Raw genomic sequence first — 21,692 nt, 5'->3', positions numbered from 1 at the left:
GGATGTGAGCAAACGAGCCTTTAACTTCTGCGCAGGCCCTGCTGCGCTTCCTGATGCTGTGCTGCAGCGTGCCCAGGCCGAGATGCTGGACTGGCACGGCAAAGGCCTGTCGGTCATGGAAATGAGCCACCGTAGCGACGACTACGTGGCCATCGCCGAGAAAGCCGAGCAGGATCTGCGTGATCTGCTCTCTGTTCCCTCCAACTACAAGGTCCTGTTCCTGCAGGGCGGTGCCAGTCAGCAATTCGCTGAAATTCCACTGAACCTGCTGCCCGAGGGTGGCACTGCGGACTACGTGGAAACCGGCATCTGGTCGAAGAAGGCGATTGAAGAAGCGCGCCGCTTCGGTCACGTCAATGTTGCCGCCAGCGCCAAGCCATACGACTACCTGGCGATTCCTGGGCAGAACGAGTGGAACCTGACCAAGGACGCCGCCTACCTGCACTACGCCTCCAACGAAACCATCGGCGGCCTGCAGTTCGACTGGGTTCCGCAAACCGGTGACGTGCCGCTGGTGGTCGACATGTCTTCGGACATCCTTTCGCGCCCGATCGACGTCTCGCAGTTCGGCATGATCTATGCCGGTGCGCAGAAAAACATCGGCCCGAGCGGTCTGGTGGTTGTGATCGTTCGTGAAGACCTGCTGGGCCATGCCCGCAGCAGCTGCCCGACCATGCTCGACTACAAGGTCGCAGCCGACAACGGCTCGATGTACAACACCCCGGCGACCTACTCCTGGTACCTCTCCGGGCTGGTCTTCGAATGGCTCAAGGAGCAGGGCGGCGTCGAGGCCATGGAGCGTCGTAACCGGGCGAAGAAAGACCGCCTGTACGGCTTCATCGACAGCAGCGAGTTCTACACCAACCCGATTGCGCACAATGCCCGTTCGTGGATGAACGTGCCGTTCCGCCTGGCGGACGAGCGTTTGGACAAAGCCTTCCTGGCCGGTGCTGATGCCCGTGGCCTGCTCAACCTCAAGGGCCATCGCTCGGTAGGCGGCATGCGTGCGTCGATCTACAACGCTCTGGGCCTTGAAGCGATCGAGGCACTGGTGGCCTACATGGCTGAATTCGAGAAGGAACACGCCTGATGTCCGAACAGGAGCTCAAGGCGCTGCGCGTGCGCATTGACAGCCTCGACGAGAAAATCCTCGAGCTGATCAGCGACCGCGCGCGTTGCGCCCAGGAAGTTGCACGGGTCAAGATGGCGTCCCTGAGCGAAGGCGAAACCCCGGTGTTCTATCGTCCCGAGCGTGAAGCACAAGTGCTCAAGCGGGTCATGGAACGCAACCCGGGGCCGCTGGGCAACGAGGAAATGGCGCGTTTGTTCCGCGAAATCATGTCCTCCTGCCTGGCCCTGGAGCAGCCGCTGAAAGTGGCTTACCTCGGCCCAGAGGGCACCTTCACCCAGGCGGCGGCCCTGAAGCACTTTGGCCATGCCGTGATCAGCAAGCCAATGGCGGCAATCGACGAGGTGTTCCGCGAGGTTGCAGCCGGTGCCGTGAACTTCGGTGTCGTGCCGGTGGAAAACTCCACCGAGGGTGCGGTCAACCACACCCTGGACAGCTTCCTCGAACACGACATGGTGATCTGTGGTGAAGTCGAGCTGCGTATTCACCACCACCTGCTGGTGGGCGAGAACACCAAGACCGACAGCATCAGCCGTATCTACTCCCATGCCCAGTCGCTGGCCCAGTGCCGCAAGTGGCTGGATGCGCACTACCCGAACGTCGAGCGCGTTGCTGTATCGAGCAACGCCGAGGCGGCCAAGCGGGTCAAGGGCGAATGGAACTCCGCGGCAATTGCCGGTGACATGGCGGCTGGGCTCTATGGCCTGACCCGTCTGGCGGAAAAAATCGAAGACCGCCCGGATAACTCCACGCGCTTCTTGATGATCGGTAACCAGGAAGTCCCGCCGACGGGCGACGACAAGACCTCGATCATCGTCTCGATGAGCAACAAGCCGGGTGCGCTGCATGAACTGCTGGTGCCGTTCCACGAGAACGGTATCGACCTGACCCGCATCGAAACCCGTCCGTCGCGCAGCGGCAAATGGACCTACGTCTTCTTCATCGACTTCGTCGGGCACCACCGCGATCCGCTGATCAAGGCCGTGCTGGAGAAGATCAGCCAGGAGGCGGTGGCCCTGAAAGTACTGGGCTCCTATCCGAAAGCCGTACTCTGAGGTATAGCCATGCGTGATGTTCTGAACAGGGTGCCGGTTTGTGGTTGACGTGACAGTAGAAAAGGCTGAGCCCATTATTACGCGCCTGGTCGTTGTCGGCCTGGGCCTGATCGGTGGGTCCTTCGCCAAGGGCCTGCGCGAAAGCGGCCTGTGTCGTGAAGTGGTCGGGGTCGATCTCGACCCGCAGTCGCGCAAGCTGGCGGTTGAGCTGGGTGTAGTCGATCGCTGCGAAGACGACCTGGCCAAGGCCTGTGTCGGTGCCGATGTCATTCAATTGGCCGTACCGATTCTGGCCATGGAAAAGCTCCTGGCCAAACTCGCGCAGCTCGAACTGGGGCAGGCGGTACTGACAGATGTCGGTAGCGCCAAGGGCAATGTCGTGCGCGCAGCGCGCGAGGCCTTTGGCTCACGCCTGCCGAACTTCGTGCCAGGGCATCCGATTGCCGGCTCCGAGCAAAGCGGCGTCGAAGCCTCCAATGCCGAGCTGTTTCGTCGACACAAAGTCATTCTGACCCCACTTGCCGAGACCGATCCCGCCGCCTTGGCGCTGGTTGATCGCCTCTGGCGTGCGCTGGGTGCCGACGTCGAGCACATGCAGGTCGAGCGCCACGACGAGGTGCTCGCGGCAACCAGTCATCTGCCGCACCTGTTGGCCTTTGGTCTGGTCGACTCGTTGGCAAAACGCAACGAAAACCTGGATATCTTCCGTTACGCTGCGGGTGGCTTTCGCGATTTCACGAGAATCGCCGGAAGCGACCCGGTCATGTGGCACGACATTTTTCTCGCCAACCGCGAAGCTGTTCTGCGCACGCTGGATACATTTCGCAGCGACCTCGACGCCTTGCGCGATGCGGTCGATGCAGGGGACGGGCACCAGCTGCTGGGTGTGTTCACCCGCGCTCGGGTAGCTCGCGAGCATTTCAGTAAAATCCTGGCCCGCCGGGCCTATGTGGACGCTATGAACTCCAACGATCTGATTTTCCTGGCAAATCCTGGTGGTCGCCTGTCCGGCCGTATTCGTGTACCAGGCGACAAATCGATTTCCCACCGCTCGATCATGCTCGGCTCGCTGGCCGAAGGCACCACCGAGGTGGAAGGTTTCCTTGAGGGCGAAGATGCGCTGGCTACCCTGCAGGCCTTCCGTGACATGGGTGTGGTGATCGAGGGCCCGCATCACGGCCGCGTGACCATCCATGGCGTTGGCCTCAATGGCCTGAAGCCGCCACCTGGGCCGATCTACCTGGGTAACTCCGGTACTTCGATGCGCCTGCTGTCCGGCCTGCTGGCCGCGCAAAGCTTCGACACCGTACTGACCGGCGATGCCTCGCTGTCCAAGCGTCCGATGAACCGTGTGGCCAACCCGCTGCGCGAAATGGGTGCGGTCATTGAAACCGCTGCCGAAGGTCGTCCGCCGATGACCATCCGTGGTGGTCACACGCTCAAGGCGCTGAACTACACCCTGCCAATGGCCAGTGCCCAGGTGAAATCCTGCCTGCTGCTGGCGGGCCTGTATGCCGAAGGCAAGACCACCGTTACCGAACCTGCACCGACCCGCGACCATACCGAACGCATGCTGCGTGGCTTCGGCTACCCGGTCACGGTTGAGGGGGCGACCGCATCGCTGGAGTCCGGGCACAAGCTCACTGCCACGTCGATCGAAGTGCCTGCCGACATCTCCTCGGCGGCGTTCTTCCTGGTGGCAGCGTCGATTGCCGACGGCTCCGAGTTGCTGCTTGAACACGTTGGCATCAACCCGACCCGCACTGGTGTCATCGACATCCTGCGTTTGATGGGCGGCGACATCACCCTGGAAAACCAGCGCGAAGTCGGCGGCGAGCCTGTGGCAGACCTGCGCGTGCGTGGCGCCAAGCTCAAGGGCATCGAAATTCCTGAGGCGCTGGTACCGCTGGCCATCGACGAGTTCCCGGTATTGTTCGTGGCTGCCGCCTGTGCCGAAGGCCGTACCGTACTGCGTGGCGCCGAAGAATTGCGGGTCAAGGAATCCGATCGCATCCAGGTCATGGCTGATGGCCTGCTGACCCTGGGCGTGAAATGTGAGCCGACCCCGGATGGCATCATCATCGATGGCGGCCCTATCGGCGGTGGCGAAGTTCATGGGCACGGTGACCACCGTATCGCCATGGCCTTCAGTGTTGCCTCGCTGCGTGCAAATGCGCCGATTCGCATCCATGATTGTGCCAACGTCGCCACGTCGTTCCCGAACTTCCTGGCGCTGTGTGCCGAAGTCGGCATCCGTGTTGCTGAAGAGGGCAGGTCGTGAACCAGCAAGCACCAGTCATCGCCATCGACGGGCCTAGCGGCTCCGGCAAGGGCACCATTGCCGGGCTGCTCTCCAAGCGCCTGGGCTGGAACCTGCTCGACTCGGGCGCGCTGTACCGTTTGCTGGCCTATGCGGCTGGCAACCACGGTGTAGACCTGACCAACGAAGAACTGCTCAAGGCGCTGGCCGCTCATCTGGATGTGCAATTCATCGCTGCCAGCGATGGCCAGCCGCAGCGTATTATTCTGGAAGGCGACGACGTCAGCGATGTCATTCGCAACGAGACCGTGGGGGCGAATGCCTCCAAGGTGGCTTCACTGCCGGCCGTACGGGATGCATTGTTGCAGCGCCAGCGTGCATTCCAGGAATCGCCGGGGCTGGTCGCTGATGGTCGTGACATGGGCACCGTAGTGTTTCCCGATGCCCCGCTGAAGATTTTCCTGACGGCCAGTGCCGAGGAGCGTGCGCGTCGACGCTACTTGCAGTTGAAGGCCAAGGGCGATGATGTTAGTCTGTCGAGTCTGCTAGATGAGATACGTGCGCGCGATGAGCGCGACACCCAGCGCGCAGTGGCCCCGCTCAAGCCGGCGCCCGACGCAATTCAGCTGGATTCCACGGAATTGTCCATCGAGCAGGTGTTGGAACGCATCATGAGTGAAGTCGCACTGCGCGACATCGCCGGGTGATCAGGGAGGTTTGCAGGTCCACCAGTCAACGTCCTGCAGGCTGCCCTTACTATGAACGAAACCCACATTGTCTGGAGTGTGGTTGCTGGGCGTCTGTTTCGCCCTAATCTACAGGAATTAAAATGAGCGAAAGCTTTGCAGAACTTTTTGAAGAAAGCCTGAAAACCCTCAACCTTCAACCAGGTGCGATCATCACCGGTATCGTTGTTGATATCGACGGTGACTGGGTTACTGTCCACGCCGGTCTGAAATCCGAGGGCGTCATCCCGCTCGAGCAGTTCTACAACGAAGCTGGCGAGCTGACCATCAAGGTCGGTGACGAAGTTCACGTTGCGCTGGACGCGGTCGAAGACGGCTTTGGCGAAACCAAACTGTCCCGTGAAAAAGCCAAGCGCGCCGAGTGCTGGATTGTTCTGGAAGCAGCTTTCGCCGCCGAAGAAGTGGTCAAGGGCGTTATCAACGGTAAAGTCAAAGGCGGCTTCACTGTTGACGTCAACGGCATCCGCGCCTTCCTGCCAGGTTCCCTGGTTGATGTCCGCCCAGTGCGCGACACCACCCACCTGGAAGGCAAAGAGCTGGAATTCAAGGTCATCAAGCTGGACCAGAAGCGCAACAACGTTGTCGTTTCCCGTCGCAGCGTCCTGGAAGCCGAAAACAGCGCCGAGCGCGAAGCTCTGCTGGAATCGCTGCAGGAAGGCCAACAAGTCAAAGGTATCGTCAAGAACCTCACCGACTACGGTGCATTCGTTGATCTGGGCGGCGTCGATGGCCTGCTGCACATCACCGACATGGCTTGGAAGCGTATCAAGCACCCATCGGAAATCGTCAACGTTGGCGACGAGATCGATGTCAAGGTTCTGAAGTACGATCGCGAGCGTAACCGCGTATCCCTGGGCCTGAAGCAACTGGGCGAAGACCCATGGGTTGCTATCAAGGCACGTTACCCAGAGAGCACCCGCGTCATGGCGCGCGTCACCAACCTGACCGACTACGGCTGCTTCGCAGAGCTGGAAGAAGGCGTGGAAGGCCTGGTACACGTTTCCGAAATGGACTGGACCAACAAGAACATCCACCCATCGAAAGTCGTTCAAGTTGGCGACGAAGTGGAAGTTATGGTTCTGGACATCGACGAAGAGCGTCGTCGTATCTCCCTGGGCATCAAACAGTGCAAGTCCAACCCATGGGAAGACTTCTCTGGCCAGTTCAACAAGGGCGACAAGATCTCCGGCACCATCAAGTCGATCACCGATTTCGGTATCTTCATTGGTCTGGACGGCGGTATCGACGGTCTGGTTCACCTGTCGGACATCTCCTGGAACGAAGTCGGCGAAGAAGCCGTACGTCGCTTCAAGAAGGGCGACGAGCTGGAAACCGTCATTCTGTCGGTTGACCCAGAGCGCGAGCGCATCTCCCTGGGCATCAAGCAGCTGGAAGACGATCCGTTCTCCAACTACGTTGCTGTCAACGACAAGGGCGCTATCGTCAAAGGTATCGTGAAAGAAGTTGACGCCAAGGGCGCTGTAGTTACCCTGGCTGATGACATCGAAGCTACTCTGAAAGCCTCCGAAATCAGCCGTGACCGCGTTGAAGACGCGCGTAACGTCCTGAAAGAAGGCGAAGAGATCGAAGCTAAGATCATCAGCGTCGACCGTAAGAGCCGCGTAATCAACCTGTCCATCAAGTCGAAAGACGATGCAGAAGAGCGCGAAGCGATCCAGAGCCTGAAAACCGCTCCAGAAGTCACCGGTGACACCACCATGGCTGCCCTGCTGCGCGAGGCAATGGCCAAGCAGAACTAAGTTCTGACTGGTTAAGAAAAAGGGCGACTTCGGTCGCCCTTTTTTGTGCCCGCAAAAAAGCACCCCTGAGCAGGTCCTTGTGGGAGCGGGCTTGCCCGCGATGGCATCGGCGCGGTGCCAATAAGTTCGCGGCGCCTGCATCGCGGGCAAGCCCGGCTCTTATAGCTCGCACGGCCTTTGTAGGAGCGGGCTTGCCCGCGATAGCGTCATCAGCCTCAACCCAGCCCTTGCAGACCGGCACCCGCTTCCTGATGCCAGCCCATCATCCTGGGCCATCCCCACCATGGTGCAATTTTGAATTTTTGATTAAGTCAAGATCCACCCTGTTCAAATCCCTCCGAGCATGCTACAAACAGAAGAAGCAATGATCTAGCTGCTTGATAAAGAAGGGAAAAATATGACGAAGTCCGAGTTGATCGAACGTATTGTCACCCATCAGGGGCTGCTCTCGTCCAAAGATGTGGAGCTGGCCATCAAGACCATGCTTGAGCAAATGTCCCAGTGCCTTGCGACGGGTGACCGCATTGAAATTCGCGGTTTCGGCAGCTTCTCGCTGCACTACCGCGCACCCCGCGTAGGGCGCAACCCCAAGACCGGTCAGTCTGTCAGCCTTGATGGCAAGTTCGTGCCGCATTTCAAACCCGGTAAAGAGTTACGGGATCGGGTCAATGAAGACGAGGAACAGGCGTGATACTGTCTGGAAAAGGAGATAAACATGCGCAACCTTAAACGCCTGCTGCTGGTGCTGTTCGTTCTGGCGGTGGCTGCGGTTGTGCTGCTGTTTGTGCTGGAAAACCAACAATCCGTGGCGCTGGTTTTGTTTGGTTGGTCTGCACCGGCCTTGCCCGTTGCGGTGATTGTGCTGGTGGCGCTATTGATGGGGCTCGCCGTAGGCCCACTGCTGGGAATGTACATCGCCCTGCGCGCCAAAGGCCGTGCTCGCCGCTCCAGTGTCTGAGGCCAGCCTGGCTTCAGGCAACGGAATACTGGAGAGCACTAAAAAATAGGGCTTTTCCTACAACCATCCCCTCCGATTCTGGCACTGTGCCCGCGCGATTCTGTGGAGTAATAGCGCTCCATAAACACGCACGGAACGGGCTTGTATGGTTTTTCCCGCTATTACCCACCACGGCGCCACCCAAGGCGTAACCGGCTCCTGTCACCAGCTTCATCTTGATGTTGCCCACAGCCTGCTGATCGATTGCGGCCTGTTTCAGGGTGACGAGTCGAGCCCTGCGGCTAACCTTGAAGTCGACTTCCCGGTCGAGGGCATCGAGGCCCTGCTGATCAGCCATATTCACATCGACCATGTAGGGCGCATTCCCAACCTGCTCGCCGCAGGTTTCAATGGCCCGATCATCTGCAGTCAGCCTTCTGCCAAGCTGCTGCCGCTGGTGTTGGAAGATGCTTTCAAACTCAGCGTTACCCGTGATCAGAACACGGTAGATCGCTACCTCAAGCGCGTAGAGCAAGCCATCATTGCCGTGCCCTATGACCAGTGGCATGCGCTCATCAATACCCCGGAGCTGGTCTGCAACATCCGCCTTCAGCGTGCGGGGCATGTGCTGGGGTCTGCTTACATCGAGTGCGATATCCACTACCCGAAAGCCGCGACCAGCAAGCGCGTCGTGTTCTCCGGAGACCTTGGTGCGGCCCATACACCGTTGTTGCAGCCGCCCAAATCGCCAGAGCGCGCCGACATCCTGGTGCTGGAAAGCACCTACGGCGACCGCCTGCATGAAGACCGCACTCACCGCCAGCAACGGCTCGAACAGGCAATAGACCAGGCCTTGGCTGACCATGGCACCATCCTCATTCCGGCATTCAGTGCCGGCCGCACCCAAGAACTGCTCTACGAAATCGAAGACATCCTCCATCGCAAGGCGCTGCTGCCTGCCGAGCCTTGCACGGGCGAGCGGGAAGCGCCGCAAGGGCTGCCCATCGACTGGCCGCAACTGCCCATCATCCTTGACTCGCCCCTGGCCAGCCGATTCACCCAGGCCTACCGTGAACTCAACGACTTCTGGAACGATGAAGCCCAACAACGCCTTAGCGAGGGGCGAAAACCGCTGCGCTTCAGGCAACTGATCACCCTCGACAGCCATGTGCAGCACCAGAAAACCGTCAACTACCTGGCGAGCACCGGCAGGCCTGCTATCGTCATTGCAGGTAACGGCATGTGCTCAGGTGGGCGAATCGTTAACTACCTCAAGGCCATGCTCGGCGACCCGCGGCACCAGGTGCTGTTTGTGGGCTATCAGGCTAGGGGCACGCCGGGTGCGGTGATCCAGGCCAGCGAGGGCGCCGAAGGCTTTGTGATGATTGACCTGGATGCAGAGATGTACGAAATCAAGGCCAAAGTCGCAACGCTGGGTGGCTACTCGGCCCACGCCGACCAAAAAGGCCTGGTGGATTTCGTCACCGGAATGAAGCAGTGGCCTGAAAGGGTGCTGCTGGTGCACGGAGAGAAGCGGGCCAAGGCCGCATTGGCGCACGCATTGACGTGCCGTTACAACGAGCAAGGAAAGGCACTTTCGGTGGAAATACCCGCATAAAGCCCCAAGGTGAATAGCGCTACTGCTAGTTATTATCATTAATGATAAATGCAGTTTTTTCGACGATCGGCAGCCAGGTGAAATGAACTTCACTTCATCTGGCGAGTCGTATTAATCTGTATTTTTCTGACATGGAACAGTTGTAAATAGAGCGCAAAAAAGCGGGGCCTTACTGCGTGGTACCAGGAGAAAAACCGAGCGGTAAGGTCAGAAACAAGCAAGGTAAAAGGCAGTTCTTCAATTCATGGCTTATTGCCATATTCTCTGTCATTTCCAGCTCGCGAGTGCCCTGAACGTTTTAGGAGTTGATATCACAACTCATTTACAATTTGGATCCAGGAAAAAAAGAATAAATGGCCCAAGACCGCGAACGCTTGATCGCATCCGATGACATCGACCTGATTGAGCTGATCAAAGGCTTATGGCAGCAGAAAATGCTGATTATGGTCACGACCGCCGTGATTTTTCTGTCAGCTCTTGCCTATGCGCTTCTGGCAAGGCCTGTTTATGAAGCCAAGGTATTCGTCCAGCCCCCGACGCAGAATGACATCGCGCACTTCAACTATGGGCGCGGTCCCGACACCGGGCTAGATACGCTTACGGTCAAGGATATCTACGATGTCTACGTGAAACACCTGCAGTCCGAGTCGCTGCGCCGCAGCTTTTTCCAGACCGCCTACCTTCCTACGCTCACAGAGCAGGAGCGCAAAGGCTCTCAGGATCTGTTGTACAGCGATTTCAACAAGCTGCTGGTTGTGGCGGTCGCCGCCAAGGACACCCCGACGCGCTTTGCCATTACCGCGAACGTTTACAGCCCGCAGCAGGCTGCCGAATGGGTGACGAACTATGCCCAGTTGGCAGGGGAGCGCGCCAAGCAGGAAGTGCTCAAGAACATCAAAAGCGATGCCACGGTAAAGGCCAACAACCTGCAGCGGCAAATCCTGACCGCGCAGGAAACCTCACGCAAGCAACGCGAAGATGACATCGTGCAATTGAAAGAGGCGCTTCTGGTCGCCAAGTCCATTGGCCTGGAAAAGCCGCCGATCATTTCCGGTAACCTCTCCACTGAAGTGTCTGCGGGCATGGAAGGTTCGCTGACCTATATGCGCGGCAGCAAGGCGCTGGAGGCAGAAATTGAAAACCTGCAGAAGCGCCAGTCCGATGACCCATTTATTCAGAACCTTCGCCAGCAACAGGCAGCCTTGACGTTTTATCGCAACCTGAGCATCGACCCTGCGTTGGTTGCGGCTTACCGGCAGGACGGTGTGGTAGAGCAGCCAGACAAGCCGGTAAAACCCAAGAAGTTGCTGATTGTACTGCTCGGCCTGGTTGCAGGTGTGGTGGTGGGGGTGGGGTTGGCCTTGATGCGCCACTTGTTCCGGCAAGCGCTCAGGCCGAGGCGCTCCCCATTAGCGGGCGTCTGAACGAGAGTCGTTAGCGTTACTTAGTTTCAAGGGTGGTTCACTATTACAGAAACTGTCACAATGCCGCCTTGCGTCGTCTGACGACAGGGAGTGTTCGAGGATCGTAGTCGGCAGCGATGACGATGGACGTTTTTGCCTGTCTTGGGCGAGTCAGTTCAACTCAATCAGACAGGCATTTGGTGTGACCAGTATTACCCGCGTACCTTCCGTTGTCGCCCACGATGAAATTGACCTTTTTGCAATGATGCAGTCCATCTGGAAGCAAAAAAAGCTGATTGCGGCTACGGCGTTGTTCGTGGGCGCCATTGCCGGCGCTTATGCGTTTTTGGCCACGCCTGAGTATGAAGTGAGCACGCTGCTGCGCCCTGCAGCCCTCAACGACCTGGACGCCTTGAACCGTACCGAGGTCTATTCCCTACCGCCTGGCAATGCCTTGGTGCGAGTAGGTGCGGCGCTGGACTCCTACGACACACGCCTCAGCTATTTTCGCGCCAACCCCAAACTGTTTGAAGCGTTTGGCAAGGCAGGGCAGTCGCCCGAGCAGGTGTTTGACGAGTTCAACCGCGACTCACTCAAGCTGGTACAGCCAGACCCCAAAAAGGCTGACCTGCTGAGCGCCTATATAGGCTTGCAAATGCGCTATCCCAAAGGGGTAGAGGGTGATGAAATTCTCAATGGGTTTGTTCAATACGCCATTGAAAATGAACGTAAACAGATCGCTGACGACCTGAAGGTCATCATCAGTAACCGCTTGAGCGAAGTGGACACCAAGCTGGACGCCGCCCGTGCTGCCTATGATGCCGAGAAAGAAGGCAAGATTGCGGCCTTGCTGGAGGCCGATAACCTCAAGCGTGCGCAGTTGCAGGACGAACTCAAGGCGCTGCGCGTGCAGCTAAAGGTACGCCGTGAAGACCGTATCGCCCAACTGGATGAAGCCATCAGCATTGCGCGTTCGCTAGGCCTGAAAAAACCGTCAACGCCATCGTCCATGGCCAGCGAAGGTGAGTCGGGCAGCAACATCATTCGAACCGAAGTCAACAACCAGCAAATCCCTCTGTACTTCATGGGCACCGACGCCCTCGAGGCAGAGCGTAAAGCCTTGCGTCAACGCACGTCTGACGATTTTGCCGACCCGCGGGTAGCGCAAATTCGCAAGGAGCTCTTGTTGTTGAACACGAACCGCCAGGTTGAGGTGCTCAACCAGCGGGAAAATGAAGAAGTGTTTTTGAGTGATATCGCGCCACTTAGAGCTGAGCGTGTGCGCTTGTCGAGTATCAGTACCGATATGCGTGGATTGAGTCTGGTTAATGTTGACCGACTCGCAGTGGAGCCAGCCGATCCAGTCAAGCCCAAGAAAGTTCTGATCATTGCATTGGGGGTGGTAGTGGGTTGCTTGCTGGGCGTGTTGATGGCTGTTTTCCGCCATTTGTTGGTGGTTCGCCGTATGCACCTACTCCGTTCCAGTCCTGCAGCATTGTCTCAAATGACCGGGGCTGCCATTCAGCCTGATAGCCCGTTGCGATAAGGCGCCGCACGGTTAAATTATTAGGAGTATGAGGGGCACCTTGGCGTGGTGATTTCAGATCAGACGCACTGGTTTGGTAGTGTGAAGCTTTGTTTTCTGGGATGCCTTGGATGAAGTGACGCTAGGGGGGGCAAGAGGGCTTGCTCAGAGTAGCCATCGGCAATCCAAGCGCGCTAACGCTTCTGTTATGCTGAGATGTCTTTTTGATGTGTCGAGATGTGCCACAGTGAGGGATGACTGCCATCAATGCTGCAGAGGTTTGAGGCGGTTTGGTTGAACCTTGGTAAGCCCTGAAGAAGCCTGTCGCGATGCTGTTATTTTGATGTCATACAGCATCATCCAACGAGCGTATGCAGCTTGAACGGGATCGAGTTTATCGGTGTTGAGTCACTGCCTAAAAACGGTACTGCATGATTCCTCAAAAAAATTGGTACCTGGTGCATTGCAAGCCGCGCCAGGACGAAAGGGCAGAAGAAAATTTGGCGCGCCAAGGCTATGTCTGTGCTCGCCCAATCTGTACCCGCGAGCGTATTAGCCGTGGAAAGCGTCATACAGTGGCTGAGTCATTGTTCCCTGGCTACCTGTTCATTCAAATGTCGGATGAGTCTTCTTGGGCACCTTTGCGTTCAACGCGTGGTGTTAGCCGTGTTGTCAGTTTTGGAGGCCGGCCGCTGGCCGTTGGGGATGAACTGATTGCCCGCCTTCAAGAGCAAGCAGGCGGTCATAGTGTTGCGAATTTCCAAACAGGCGAAAACGTTCGGATCATAGAAGGCAGTTTTTCAGCGCTTGATGCCATATTCATGGCAATGGACGGAGAAGAGCGTGTCGTGTTGTTGATTGACCTTTTGAGCCGCCAGCAGCAGGTGAGTTTACCGTTGGCGAGTGTTTCAGCGTATTGAGTTGCATCTGGCCAGAAGGCTGGAGGTAGAAATGGTGTGGCAACGTTTTCAGGAAACAGACGAAAAATCCTGTGGCGGTAGCGTGCCTAAATTATGGTTTCTGCATTGCGCATCAAGGTAGGCACTGTCTCCAGCGTTCCAATCCTGATGAATATGATGATTTAGTGAGTATCTCGGATGACAACGGTTGCATTTATACCCGCCCGTGGCGGCTCTAAAGGGGTTCCTGGCAAGAACGTCAAATTGATAGCTGGCAAGCCGCTGCTCGCATGGAGCATTGAACAGGCGAAAAGCGCTAGTCTGATTGACAAGATTGTTGTGTCTACCGATTGCCCTGAAATCGCCGCCTGTGCTCGTCAGTACGGTGCCGAAGTGCCATTCATGAGGCCTGCTGACATCTCGGGTGACACTGCTACAACTGAAAGCGCAATGCTGCACTATTGCGAGTGGCTAAGTGCCCGTGGCGAGAAGTTTGATAACTTTTTGCTGGTGCAGGCAACATCGCCCATTCGAGCAGCGGGGCGTTTCGACGATGCGATCCGGTTTTTTGAAGCGGAGCAGTTCAATAGCTTGTTGACGGTTACACCGTCCCATCGTTTTTTCTGGAAAAATCCATCTGCGCCTGAAGCATCATATGATTTCATGAAACGTCCTCGTCGGCAGGATATTCCTGAGTCTGATAGAAGATACATGGAAACAGGGTCATTCTATATTACCCGCTGGGATGATCTGGTTAGCACGCGTAACCGGCTTTGTGGCAAGGTCGGCATGTACATAACACCGGAAGAGGAGTCCTATGAAATTGACTCCTTGGTAGATTTTAAAGTTTGCGAAAGCATCATGTCCGCGCTGGAAGGGAATTGAATATGTATATTACAAAAAGCACTCAGAAATATATTGTTTTTTCTGAGGATTCCCTGGTTGATGTTTTGAAAAAAATTAATGAAAACAAGTCTAGAATTGCATTTGTCGTTTCAGAGCATGCAGTCCTAATGGGTAGTATTTCTGACGGAGACGTTCGTCGCTGGTTGACCAACAGTACTGAAATTGACCTTAATGTGCCGGCACATAGCATCATGAACACCGCATGCAAGCGTGTTGTGCTAGGTGAAGAGAAGAGCACCTATAATTCATTGTTTCACAGCGGTGTTGATTGCCTGCCTGTTGTCGATGAGGCAGGGCATCTGGTGCAGTTGGCATTCCAGAAGTCTGAAGGCTTCTATATTGGTTCTCGTGAAATCTCCGAGAAGTCGCCGTCTTTTATCATTGCCGAGATAGGGAACAACCATCAGGGCGATATTAAACTGGCTAAGCAACTGGTTGATCACGCTGTTGCTGCAGGCGTGGACTGCGCAAAATTCCAAATGCGCAACGTCAAACAGCTTTACAAGAATGAAGGCAACAGCAACGATGCCTCGGTGGATTTGGGGGCACAGTATACGATGGACCTGCTGGAGAAATTCCAGCTGAGTAACGAAGCGCTATACGAGGTTTTTGATTACTGTAAAGAAAAGAACGTACTTCCGCTGTGCACGCCGTGGGACCATGACTCACTGGCGGCACTGGAAGCCTATGGCATGCCTGCTTACAAGGTAGCCTCGGCGGACTTCACTAACTACGAGTTGCTGGAAGCGATTGCTAAAACGGGCAAACCATTTTTGTGCTCAACAGGCATGTCCAGCGAAAGTGAAATTAAAAGTACCGTTGCTTTTCTAGATCGCCTCGGTGCGGATTATGTGCTGTTGCATTGCAACTCTACGTACCCGACACCGTACAAAGACGTAAACCTGAAGTACCTGACTCGGTTGAAGAAAATTACCGGAAAACTCGTTGGGTACTCTGGGCATGAGCGTGGAATATGCGTTCCTATTGCATCTATTGCATTAGGTGCTTGTGTGATTGAGAAACATTTGACGGTTGATCAGGGGTTGGAAGGAACTGACCATAAAGTCAGTCTTCTGCCTGATGAGTTTGCCGAGATGGTACGGCAGATTCGCAACGTCGAAGAGGGGCTGGGGTCAGACGAGTTGCCAAGAGAAATTACACAAGGCGAACTCATGAACCGCGAAAACCTGGCGAAGAGCTTGGTTGCAAATACGCCCATCAAGCAGGGCACTATCATCACGCGGTCAATGGTGGCTATCAAGAGCCCTGGCCAAGGTATTCAGCCAAACCGTATCGATGAACTGGTCGGCAAGGTTGCCAATCGTGATATTGACGCCGGCGGTTTCTTCTACGACTCAGATATTAAAGGCGTTGTGCAGAAACGCGCGGACTATAAATTTGATCGCCCGTTTGGTGTACCAGTTCGATACCACGATTATCGCAAAATCGTGACAGACTCAAACCTCGATTTTGTCGAGTTTCACTTGTCTTACAAAGACCTTGAAGTGAACCTGAACGACTTCTTCGACGGCCAGGAGCCAATTGGCTTTGCAGTACACAGCCCTGAGCTGTTTGCCGGTGACCATATTCTGGACCTCTGCGCCGATGATGAAGAATATCGCCAGCACTCAATTCGGGAGCTCGAGCGAGTGGTTGGCATTACCCGTGAACTGAAGAAGATTTTCCCGAAAACTGAACGGCCGGTAATTGTAGTTAATGCGGGTGGTTGGGATAACAAAGGGTTTATTGATCCAGCGCTGAAGCCTGCAATGTATAGAAAGATTGCTGATGCGTTCAACGGTATGGACTTGAGCGGTGTTCAGATCGCTGTTCAGACCATGCCTCCTTATCCGTGGCATTTCGGCGGTCAGAGCTACCATAATTTGTTTGTCTGCGCTGAGGAAATACGAGCATTCTGTGAAGAAAATCCTGAGATTAAGATCTGCTTGGATGTTTCTCACTCAATGATGTCCTGCAATTACTATGGTTGGGATCTCATAAAATTCGTAGAAATCATAGCTCCATATAATGTCCACATGCATATTGTTGATGCCAAAGGCGTTGACGGTGAAGGCATTGAGATTGGCAAGGGTGATGTTGATTTTACTGCGCTGTCTAAATTGCTTGCAGAAAAAAACCCGGGTGTTCAGTTTATTCCTGAAGTTTGGCAGGGGCATAAAAACGGCGGTGAGGGTTTCTGGTTGGCATTGGACTTTCTTGAGTCTGTATTGAAGTGAGCATTAAAGTTATATTTGAGTCCAAGCGAGGTCTGCTTGGACTTTCTTTAACATACTTTGAGAATTTCTTACGCTTATTTTATGGCGTTGGAATTCTGCTTCTCGCAAGACGTGAGCTCGTGGGAGATGAGTTCGCGGAGTTTAGCTTTTATTTAACGGTTGGACTGGCATGTTACATGTTTTCAAGGTTTTCATTTGATGCTTACGCAATTAAAGAGTTTGTGTCGAATGCTGAAGGTGCTGTTCATGTTCTTGTTCGTTTGGTTGCCTTAAGGATATTGGGTTCTCTGGCGGTTATATCAATTGCTATAGTGCTGCTTGCGTTATTCGGTCAGCTTCGCTGGCTGCTAGTTCCTGTTATTTTTTTACAGTTTTTTCGCGCTTTTGATTTGGTAGAGTTGTACCTGAGAGCTAGGGGGGATTTACTGACTCAGTCGGTAGTAAGAATTTTTTCTATGCTTCTTGCATTTTGTTTTCTGCTTGTTTCTATCATGTTTTTTAGCTCTTCTCTTGAGGTGTTTATATATTCTCAAGCTATCGAGTGGTTAAGTATTTCTATTTTCTATGCGGGCTCCTTGTGTTTTTTTTGTAAAGCGAAGGGAGGCACGAAAGAGTTGCATGGGGCTGTGCTTGAGTCCGTTAGAAAAGTTTTGAGAGGGTCAGTGTTTGTTCATATTAGCTTCGGGCTTTTTTTAGTTTATAGTAAATTTGATCAGTTTCTTTTGAAGTGGGTTGTAGCTGCTGGTGAGTATGGCGATTATATGATTGCAGCTCGTTTGACAGAGGCTTCAATTGTTTTGATTTTGTCTCTTAACATGTTTTTTTATCCGAGACTTGTCAAGGCGCACAGGGAGTCATATTTGTTGTTTAATAATATGATCCGCTCGCTGTCGATATTTTTTCTGTTGCTGTCTTTGTTGGTTGTTGTCGTTGTGTGGATTTTTAAGGCTTTTTATTATTCGGTTCCTGTCCTGGTTTCAGACTATGTCCCATATGAGGTGCTAAATTTACTTTCGCTTCTGATATTTTCTACGGTTCCAGTTTTCTTTTTCGGCTTAAGATCTTCGTATTTTTCAATAGTTGATAGTCCTAGAGATGTTGTAGTGGGTGGTGTTTTGGGCGTTTTGTGTGCCCTGTTAGTTGGTGTGCCCTTTGTGCTCTATCATGGAGTATTTGGTGCAGCAATTGCTGTTTCAGTCATTGCATTGGTTGCGCTCGGTTTTTCTAATTTTTGTTCTCGTCAAGGGCGAGCTTACCTAAGAATAGTATTTGGTTTTTCTGGTGCTGGCGTACCTAATAAATAAGGGGTTGCCTGTATGCTAGGTTTAGGCAGGGTTTTCAGTCCATTGCTCTTTGTGATGGTAATTGTTTCGGTTGCTCTTTTTGATGATTTTTTGTTTTTTCTCTATGGGTCAGTTTTTGTATGGTGCTTAGGACTTTTTCTGCTTGATTCCAAAAACTTTGTCGCTCGATTTTATTGGGTTATATTTGGTGTTTTCTTTATTCTTCCTGTTTTAGTTCTAGGTGGCCAGTCTTATTTAGAGCACGGTACTATTTTAGGGTCAATTTTTTTGGCGCCTGAAGACACGGTTACCTTAGTCAAGGTGATTTTTTTATTTTTGTCGACATTTGTAGTTACCGCTGCATTGGGAGGCCCAGTTTTTAGAGGCGCCCGATGTTTCTAGAGGAATAAAGCGTAAGCCCTTGTTTTACTTGTTTCTCGGTTTGTCGTTTTTGGTTGTGGTTTCATTTAATTTGACCGAGATGGATGCGATCTATAGTCAAGGTTACGTTGCGTTTCAAAAAGGGGAGCTTGAGGTTAAGAAAAGTTTCGCTGTTCTTCTTTTTGAAATATTATTTATGGTTCTAGTTTCTCTCGGTTTGTATGTGAGAAGTGGTATTTGCTTTGTTGCATTGATGGTGTATGCATTAACCTCAATGTTTACAGGTGTCCGTATGCCGGGCGCCACACTTGCTTTTTTTGGTGTGCTCTATTTTTATCCGCACTGGCGTGTAAGATTGGTTCCGGTTTTGCTGGTTATGATGGTATGTGCGCCACCATTATTGATGTTAACTCAGGATTTGAGGGTGCTAGGTTACTCTGCTTTTTCTCAGTTTGATCTTGGTAGGGGCTACTATGATCTGATCAAGGTTCTTGGGTTTACTGTTGATACCTTAAAGGCTGCAATTGTTGTGGAGTCTGATGGTTTCAATATTTCGCCATTTTTTAAGCCGCTGCAAGTACTTTCGGTTTTCCTTGAACGCGTGCTAGGTATTGAATTTTCTGTTCCATACACCTCGTTTGGTCCTGCGCTTACTCAGTATTTTGAGCCTGAATTGTATGAGCGTACCGGGACGACATTCGGCTCTTCCGCTATTGCGGAGGCTTGGTACTATCTGGGTTATTTAGGCATAGTTTTTTTAGGGGTCGGAGCTTTTTATATCAGTAAGTTCTTTTCCTTTTTGAGTTACGGCTCTAGGGTATGGGGTACGCTCATCTATCTTATATTTTTGCCTAGATTCATTATGTCTGTGCGTAATGAACTCTTTGGGTGGTTTTTTGAAGGGGCAATTTTTTTCGCGTTGTCTATCCCATTTGTTTTGCTTGTTATCCTTTTGTTCGGCTCTGGCAGGATAGTGAGGAGTAATTTTGGAGGTGAGGATGTCGCTCCGCTCAATGATTAAGTCCAATAAGACTCTATTTTTGTGGCTTCGTGAGCAAGTCATGCGATATAGGAAGTTTCGCTATGGCTGGAAGAATATTTCGCACAAAAGCTGGGTTGTTCCTGATCAAAAATATATAGCTAAAGATTTTGAGCTTTCAGATTACGGTTTTGTGGGAGCAGGCTGCACGATATACCCTAGGGTTAAGGTGGGGCGATTTTTATTGATGGCCCCAGGTGTATCTATAATTGGTTCCGACCATGAGTTTTCTATTGTAGGTGTACCGACCTGCTTTTCTGGTCGACAGCTTCTGGAGCAAACGGAAATCGGTGACGATGTGTGGGTTGGTCAAGATGCACTAATCATGGCGGGAGTGAAAGTTGGCTCCTGTTCAATAATCGCTGCTAAGTCTGTAGTCACGAAAGATGTTCCGCCGTTTGCTATTGTTGCAGGGGTGCCGGCAAAGGTAATACGTTATCGTTTTACAAGTGACTTGGAACGGCAGCGCCATCTCGCTGCTGTTTCAAGTCACAAAGGCTATGGTGAGTTGGTCGGCGACTTGGAGTGACGTATGAGTTTTCAGAAAAGATTTTATTATTTGCTGCAGGACTTTGTTCCTCGTATTTTTATGCCCTATGTTCTTAGGGTCGCTGTTTTGTTTCGTTTTTTGGCTGCGCGAAATAAACAGGTTTTGAAGAAAAATTTGGATCTGAAAAATATTGCAGCCGGCAAGGATGCTTTTTTGTTGGCGACCGGACCAAGTTTGAAAGGAATTGATCTGGGTTTTTTGGCTGGAAATGATTGCTTTAGTGTGAGTAATTTTATTTTACATCCGCAGTTGAATGTGATCAGGCCGAAGTTTCATTTTTTTGCGCCATATCATGAGCCTCTGGTTTATGAGGAGTATATTTCTTGGCTTGTTAAGGCTGATAAAGAGTTGCCTTTGGAAACATCTATAGTGCTGGGTTTGCAAACCAAAGTAGATGTTGAAAAGTTTGGTATTTTTCAATCCAGGTCTATTTATTATTTGTGCTTGGAAAAATCCCAAATTTCAAGCGATATTGATCTTACTCGTCCTGTGCTAGCTCCGCAGACCAGCCCTATTATGGTTTTGCCAGTGCTCCATTACATGGGCTATAAGCGAGTGTTTCTTCTTGGTTGTGATCATAATATATTAAAAGATTATGGTGGCGTTGTTGAGAATTTTTATGAGGCAGGTCAGGATCCAAGGAAAAATGCCACCTCGGGTGATAATTGGCGTGACGGTATAATCAAGCATCTGGATAATGCGAAAAATGTATTTGTGCAATATGAGTATTATCGAAAGATTTTTGAATCGTCAGGTAGGTCTCTGAAGCATACTTCTAAACATGGTTGGCTTGATTTTATTGAGTATGTCCCACTCAATAAAGATGATATTTTTAAGGCGGAAAAATGAAAAAAGCACTTATTACCGGCGTTACAGGGCAGGACGGCTCTTACTTGGCTGAGTTTCTCTTGGAGAAAGGCTATGAAGTACATGGTATTAAGCGCCGTGCTTCGTCTTTTAATACTCAGCGTGTTGACCATATCTACCAGGACCCGCACGTAGATAATCGCAATTTTGTTTTGCATTATGGCGATTTGAGTGACTCTTCTAACCTCACCCGTATTATTCAGGAAGTACAGCCTGATGAGGTGTACAACTTGGGGGCACAGTCCCATGTTGCAGTGAGTTTTGAGTCCCCGGAGTACACCGCAGACGTTGATGCCATGGGCACACTGCGTATTCTTGAAGCTATTCGTTTGTTGGGCTTGGAGAAAAAAACACGCTTCTATCAGGCGTCGACGTCTGAGCTCTATGGACTGGTGCAAGAGATTCCTCAAAAGGAAACGACACCGTTCTACCCTCGCTCCCCTTATGCGGTAGCCAAGCTTTATGCCTACTGGATTACAGTAAACTATCGTGAAGCTTATGGTATGTATGCCTGCAACGGCATTTTGTTCAACCATGAGTCGCCACGTCGTGGTGAAACATTCGTAACACGTAAGATTACACGCGCCTTGGCGAACATCGCCCAAGGCCTGGAAAAGTGTTTGTTCCTCGGCAATATGGATGCCCTACGTGACTGGGGTCATGCCAAGGACTACGTCCGCATGCAATGGATGATGTTGCAGCAAGAACAACCTGAAGACTTCGTGATTGCAACCGGCGTGCAATATTCGGTGCGTGAGTTCGTGCGGTGGTCGGCTGCTGAACTTGGTCTTACGCTGCGCTTTGAAGGTAAAGGCGTCGAAGAGCATGCGATTGTCGAACACATTGAAGGTGACAAGGCGCCGGCACTGAAGGTAGGTGATGTCGTTGTGCGTGTGGATGCACGTTATTTCCGGCCTGCAGAGGTGGAAACCTTGTTGGGCGATCCAACCAAGGCTAAAGAAAAATTGGGTTGGGTGCCGGAAATTACCGTACAGCAAATGTGCGAAGAGATGGTGCGCGAGGACTTGAAAGCAGCTCAGCGCCATGCGCTTCTGAAGTCCCACGGCCATGACTTGCCTGTATCTGTGGAGAACTGA

General features: G+C 52.8%; 18 protein-coding genes. All 18 read left to right on the top strand.

From position 1 onward, the window contains the following. Positions 1–4: 4 nt before the first annotated feature. The 18 genes from serC to gmd all read left to right on the top strand — a co-directional run bounded on the left by serC (position 5) and on the right by gmd (position 21,692). Positions 5–1,090, top strand: a complete 1,086-nt coding sequence (gene serC, locus ACZ9H3_RS09365; protein ID WP_099776753.1) for a 3-phosphoserine/phosphohydroxythreonine transaminase — start codon at positions 5–7, stop codon at positions 1,088–1,090. After that, positions 1,090–2,184 carry a prephenate dehydratase gene (pheA, locus tag ACZ9H3_RS09360; RefSeq protein ID WP_065760853.1) on the top strand — a complete coding sequence of 365 codons (1,095 nt, stop codon included), beginning with the start codon at positions 1,090–1,092 and terminating at the stop codon, positions 2,182–2,184. Before serC ends, pheA begins: the two co-directional genes overlap by 1 nt. Positions 2,185–2,257: 73 nt before the next feature. Then, positions 2,258–4,465, top strand: a complete 2,208-nt coding sequence (locus ACZ9H3_RS09355) for a bifunctional prephenate dehydrogenase/3-phosphoshikimate 1-carboxyvinyltransferase (protein WP_476222739.1) — start codon at positions 2,258–2,260, stop codon at positions 4,463–4,465. Next, a complete protein-coding gene (cmk, locus tag ACZ9H3_RS09350) occupies positions 4,462–5,151 on the top strand; it encodes a (d)CMP kinase (protein WP_065760854.1) in 690 nt (229 codons plus the stop codon). The genes ACZ9H3_RS09355 and cmk overlap by 4 nt, the downstream gene beginning before the upstream one ends. A gap of 122 nt (positions 5,152–5,273) precedes the next feature. Continuing rightward, positions 5,274–6,950, top strand: coding sequence for a 30S ribosomal protein S1 (gene rpsA, locus ACZ9H3_RS09345; protein WP_065760855.1), 1,677 nt, complete (start codon positions 5,274–5,276; stop codon positions 6,948–6,950). A gap of 397 nt (positions 6,951–7,347) precedes the next feature. Next, complete coding sequence (ihfB, locus tag ACZ9H3_RS09340) at positions 7,348–7,641, top strand: integration host factor subunit beta (RefSeq protein WP_099775518.1); 294 nt, start codon at positions 7,348–7,350, stop codon at positions 7,639–7,641. 24 nt (positions 7,642–7,665) lie between these two features. Continuing rightward, a complete protein-coding gene (locus ACZ9H3_RS09335; protein ID WP_102053165.1) occupies positions 7,666–7,908 on the top strand; it encodes a LapA family protein in 243 nt (80 codons plus the stop codon). Positions 7,909–8,053: 145 nt separating this feature from the next. Beyond that, positions 8,054–9,505, top strand: coding sequence for an MBL fold metallo-hydrolase RNA specificity domain-containing protein (locus tag ACZ9H3_RS09330; protein WP_476220499.1), 1,452 nt, complete (start codon positions 8,054–8,056; stop codon positions 9,503–9,505). A gap of 353 nt (positions 9,506–9,858) precedes the next feature. Beyond that, positions 9,859–10,929, top strand: a complete 1,071-nt coding sequence (locus tag ACZ9H3_RS09325; protein ID WP_476220498.1) for an LPS O-antigen chain length determinant protein WzzB — start codon at positions 9,859–9,861, stop codon at positions 10,927–10,929. A gap of 181 nt (positions 10,930–11,110) precedes the next feature. Continuing rightward, the gene (locus ACZ9H3_RS09320) at positions 11,111–12,454 is read left to right on the top strand and encodes a Wzz/FepE/Etk N-terminal domain-containing protein (RefSeq protein WP_476220496.1); all 1,344 of its coding nucleotides are present in this window, start codon (positions 11,111–11,113) and stop codon (positions 12,452–12,454) included. A gap of 410 nt (positions 12,455–12,864) precedes the next feature. Continuing rightward, on the top strand, positions 12,865–13,353 hold the full coding sequence (rfaH, locus tag ACZ9H3_RS09315) for a transcription/translation regulatory transformer protein RfaH (protein WP_476220494.1): 489 nt from the start codon (positions 12,865–12,867) through the stop codon (positions 13,351–13,353). Between the two features lie 177 nt (positions 13,354–13,530). Next, positions 13,531–14,217, top strand: a complete 687-nt coding sequence (locus ACZ9H3_RS09310) for an acylneuraminate cytidylyltransferase family protein (protein ID WP_476220493.1) — start codon at positions 13,531–13,533, stop codon at positions 14,215–14,217. Positions 14,218–14,219: 2 nt separating this feature from the next. Further along, positions 14,220–16,475: an N-acetylneuraminate synthase family protein gene (locus tag ACZ9H3_RS09305; protein WP_476220491.1), complete on the top strand. Its 2,256-nt coding sequence runs from the start codon at positions 14,220–14,222 to the stop codon at positions 16,473–16,475. Next, positions 16,472–17,779 carry an MATE family efflux transporter gene (locus ACZ9H3_RS09300; RefSeq protein WP_476220489.1) on the top strand — a complete coding sequence of 436 codons (1,308 nt, stop codon included), beginning with the start codon at positions 16,472–16,474 and terminating at the stop codon, positions 17,777–17,779. Before ACZ9H3_RS09305 ends, ACZ9H3_RS09300 begins: the two co-directional genes overlap by 4 nt. Before the next feature lie 400 nt (positions 17,780–18,179). Then, positions 18,180–19,160: an O-antigen polysaccharide polymerase Wzy gene (gene wzy, locus ACZ9H3_RS09295; RefSeq protein WP_476220479.1), complete on the top strand. Its 981-nt coding sequence runs from the start codon at positions 18,180–18,182 to the stop codon at positions 19,158–19,160. Then, complete coding sequence (locus tag ACZ9H3_RS09290) at positions 19,153–19,707, top strand: LbetaH domain-containing protein (protein ID WP_476220477.1); 555 nt, start codon at positions 19,153–19,155, stop codon at positions 19,705–19,707. The genes wzy and ACZ9H3_RS09290 overlap by 8 nt, the downstream gene beginning before the upstream one ends. A 3-nt stretch (positions 19,708–19,710) precedes the next feature. Next, positions 19,711–20,577 (top strand): hypothetical protein, encoded by an 867-nt coding sequence (locus ACZ9H3_RS09285; RefSeq protein ID WP_476220475.1) that lies wholly within the window; start codon positions 19,711–19,713, stop codon positions 20,575–20,577. Next, a complete protein-coding gene (gene gmd / locus ACZ9H3_RS09280; protein WP_330523848.1) occupies positions 20,574–21,692 on the top strand; it encodes a GDP-mannose 4,6-dehydratase in 1,119 nt (372 codons plus the stop codon). The genes ACZ9H3_RS09285 and gmd overlap by 4 nt, the downstream gene beginning before the upstream one ends.

The organism is Pseudomonas sp. TE3910, assembly GCF_056279025.1.
This window is presented reverse-complemented; position numbering and strand designations above follow the sequence as displayed.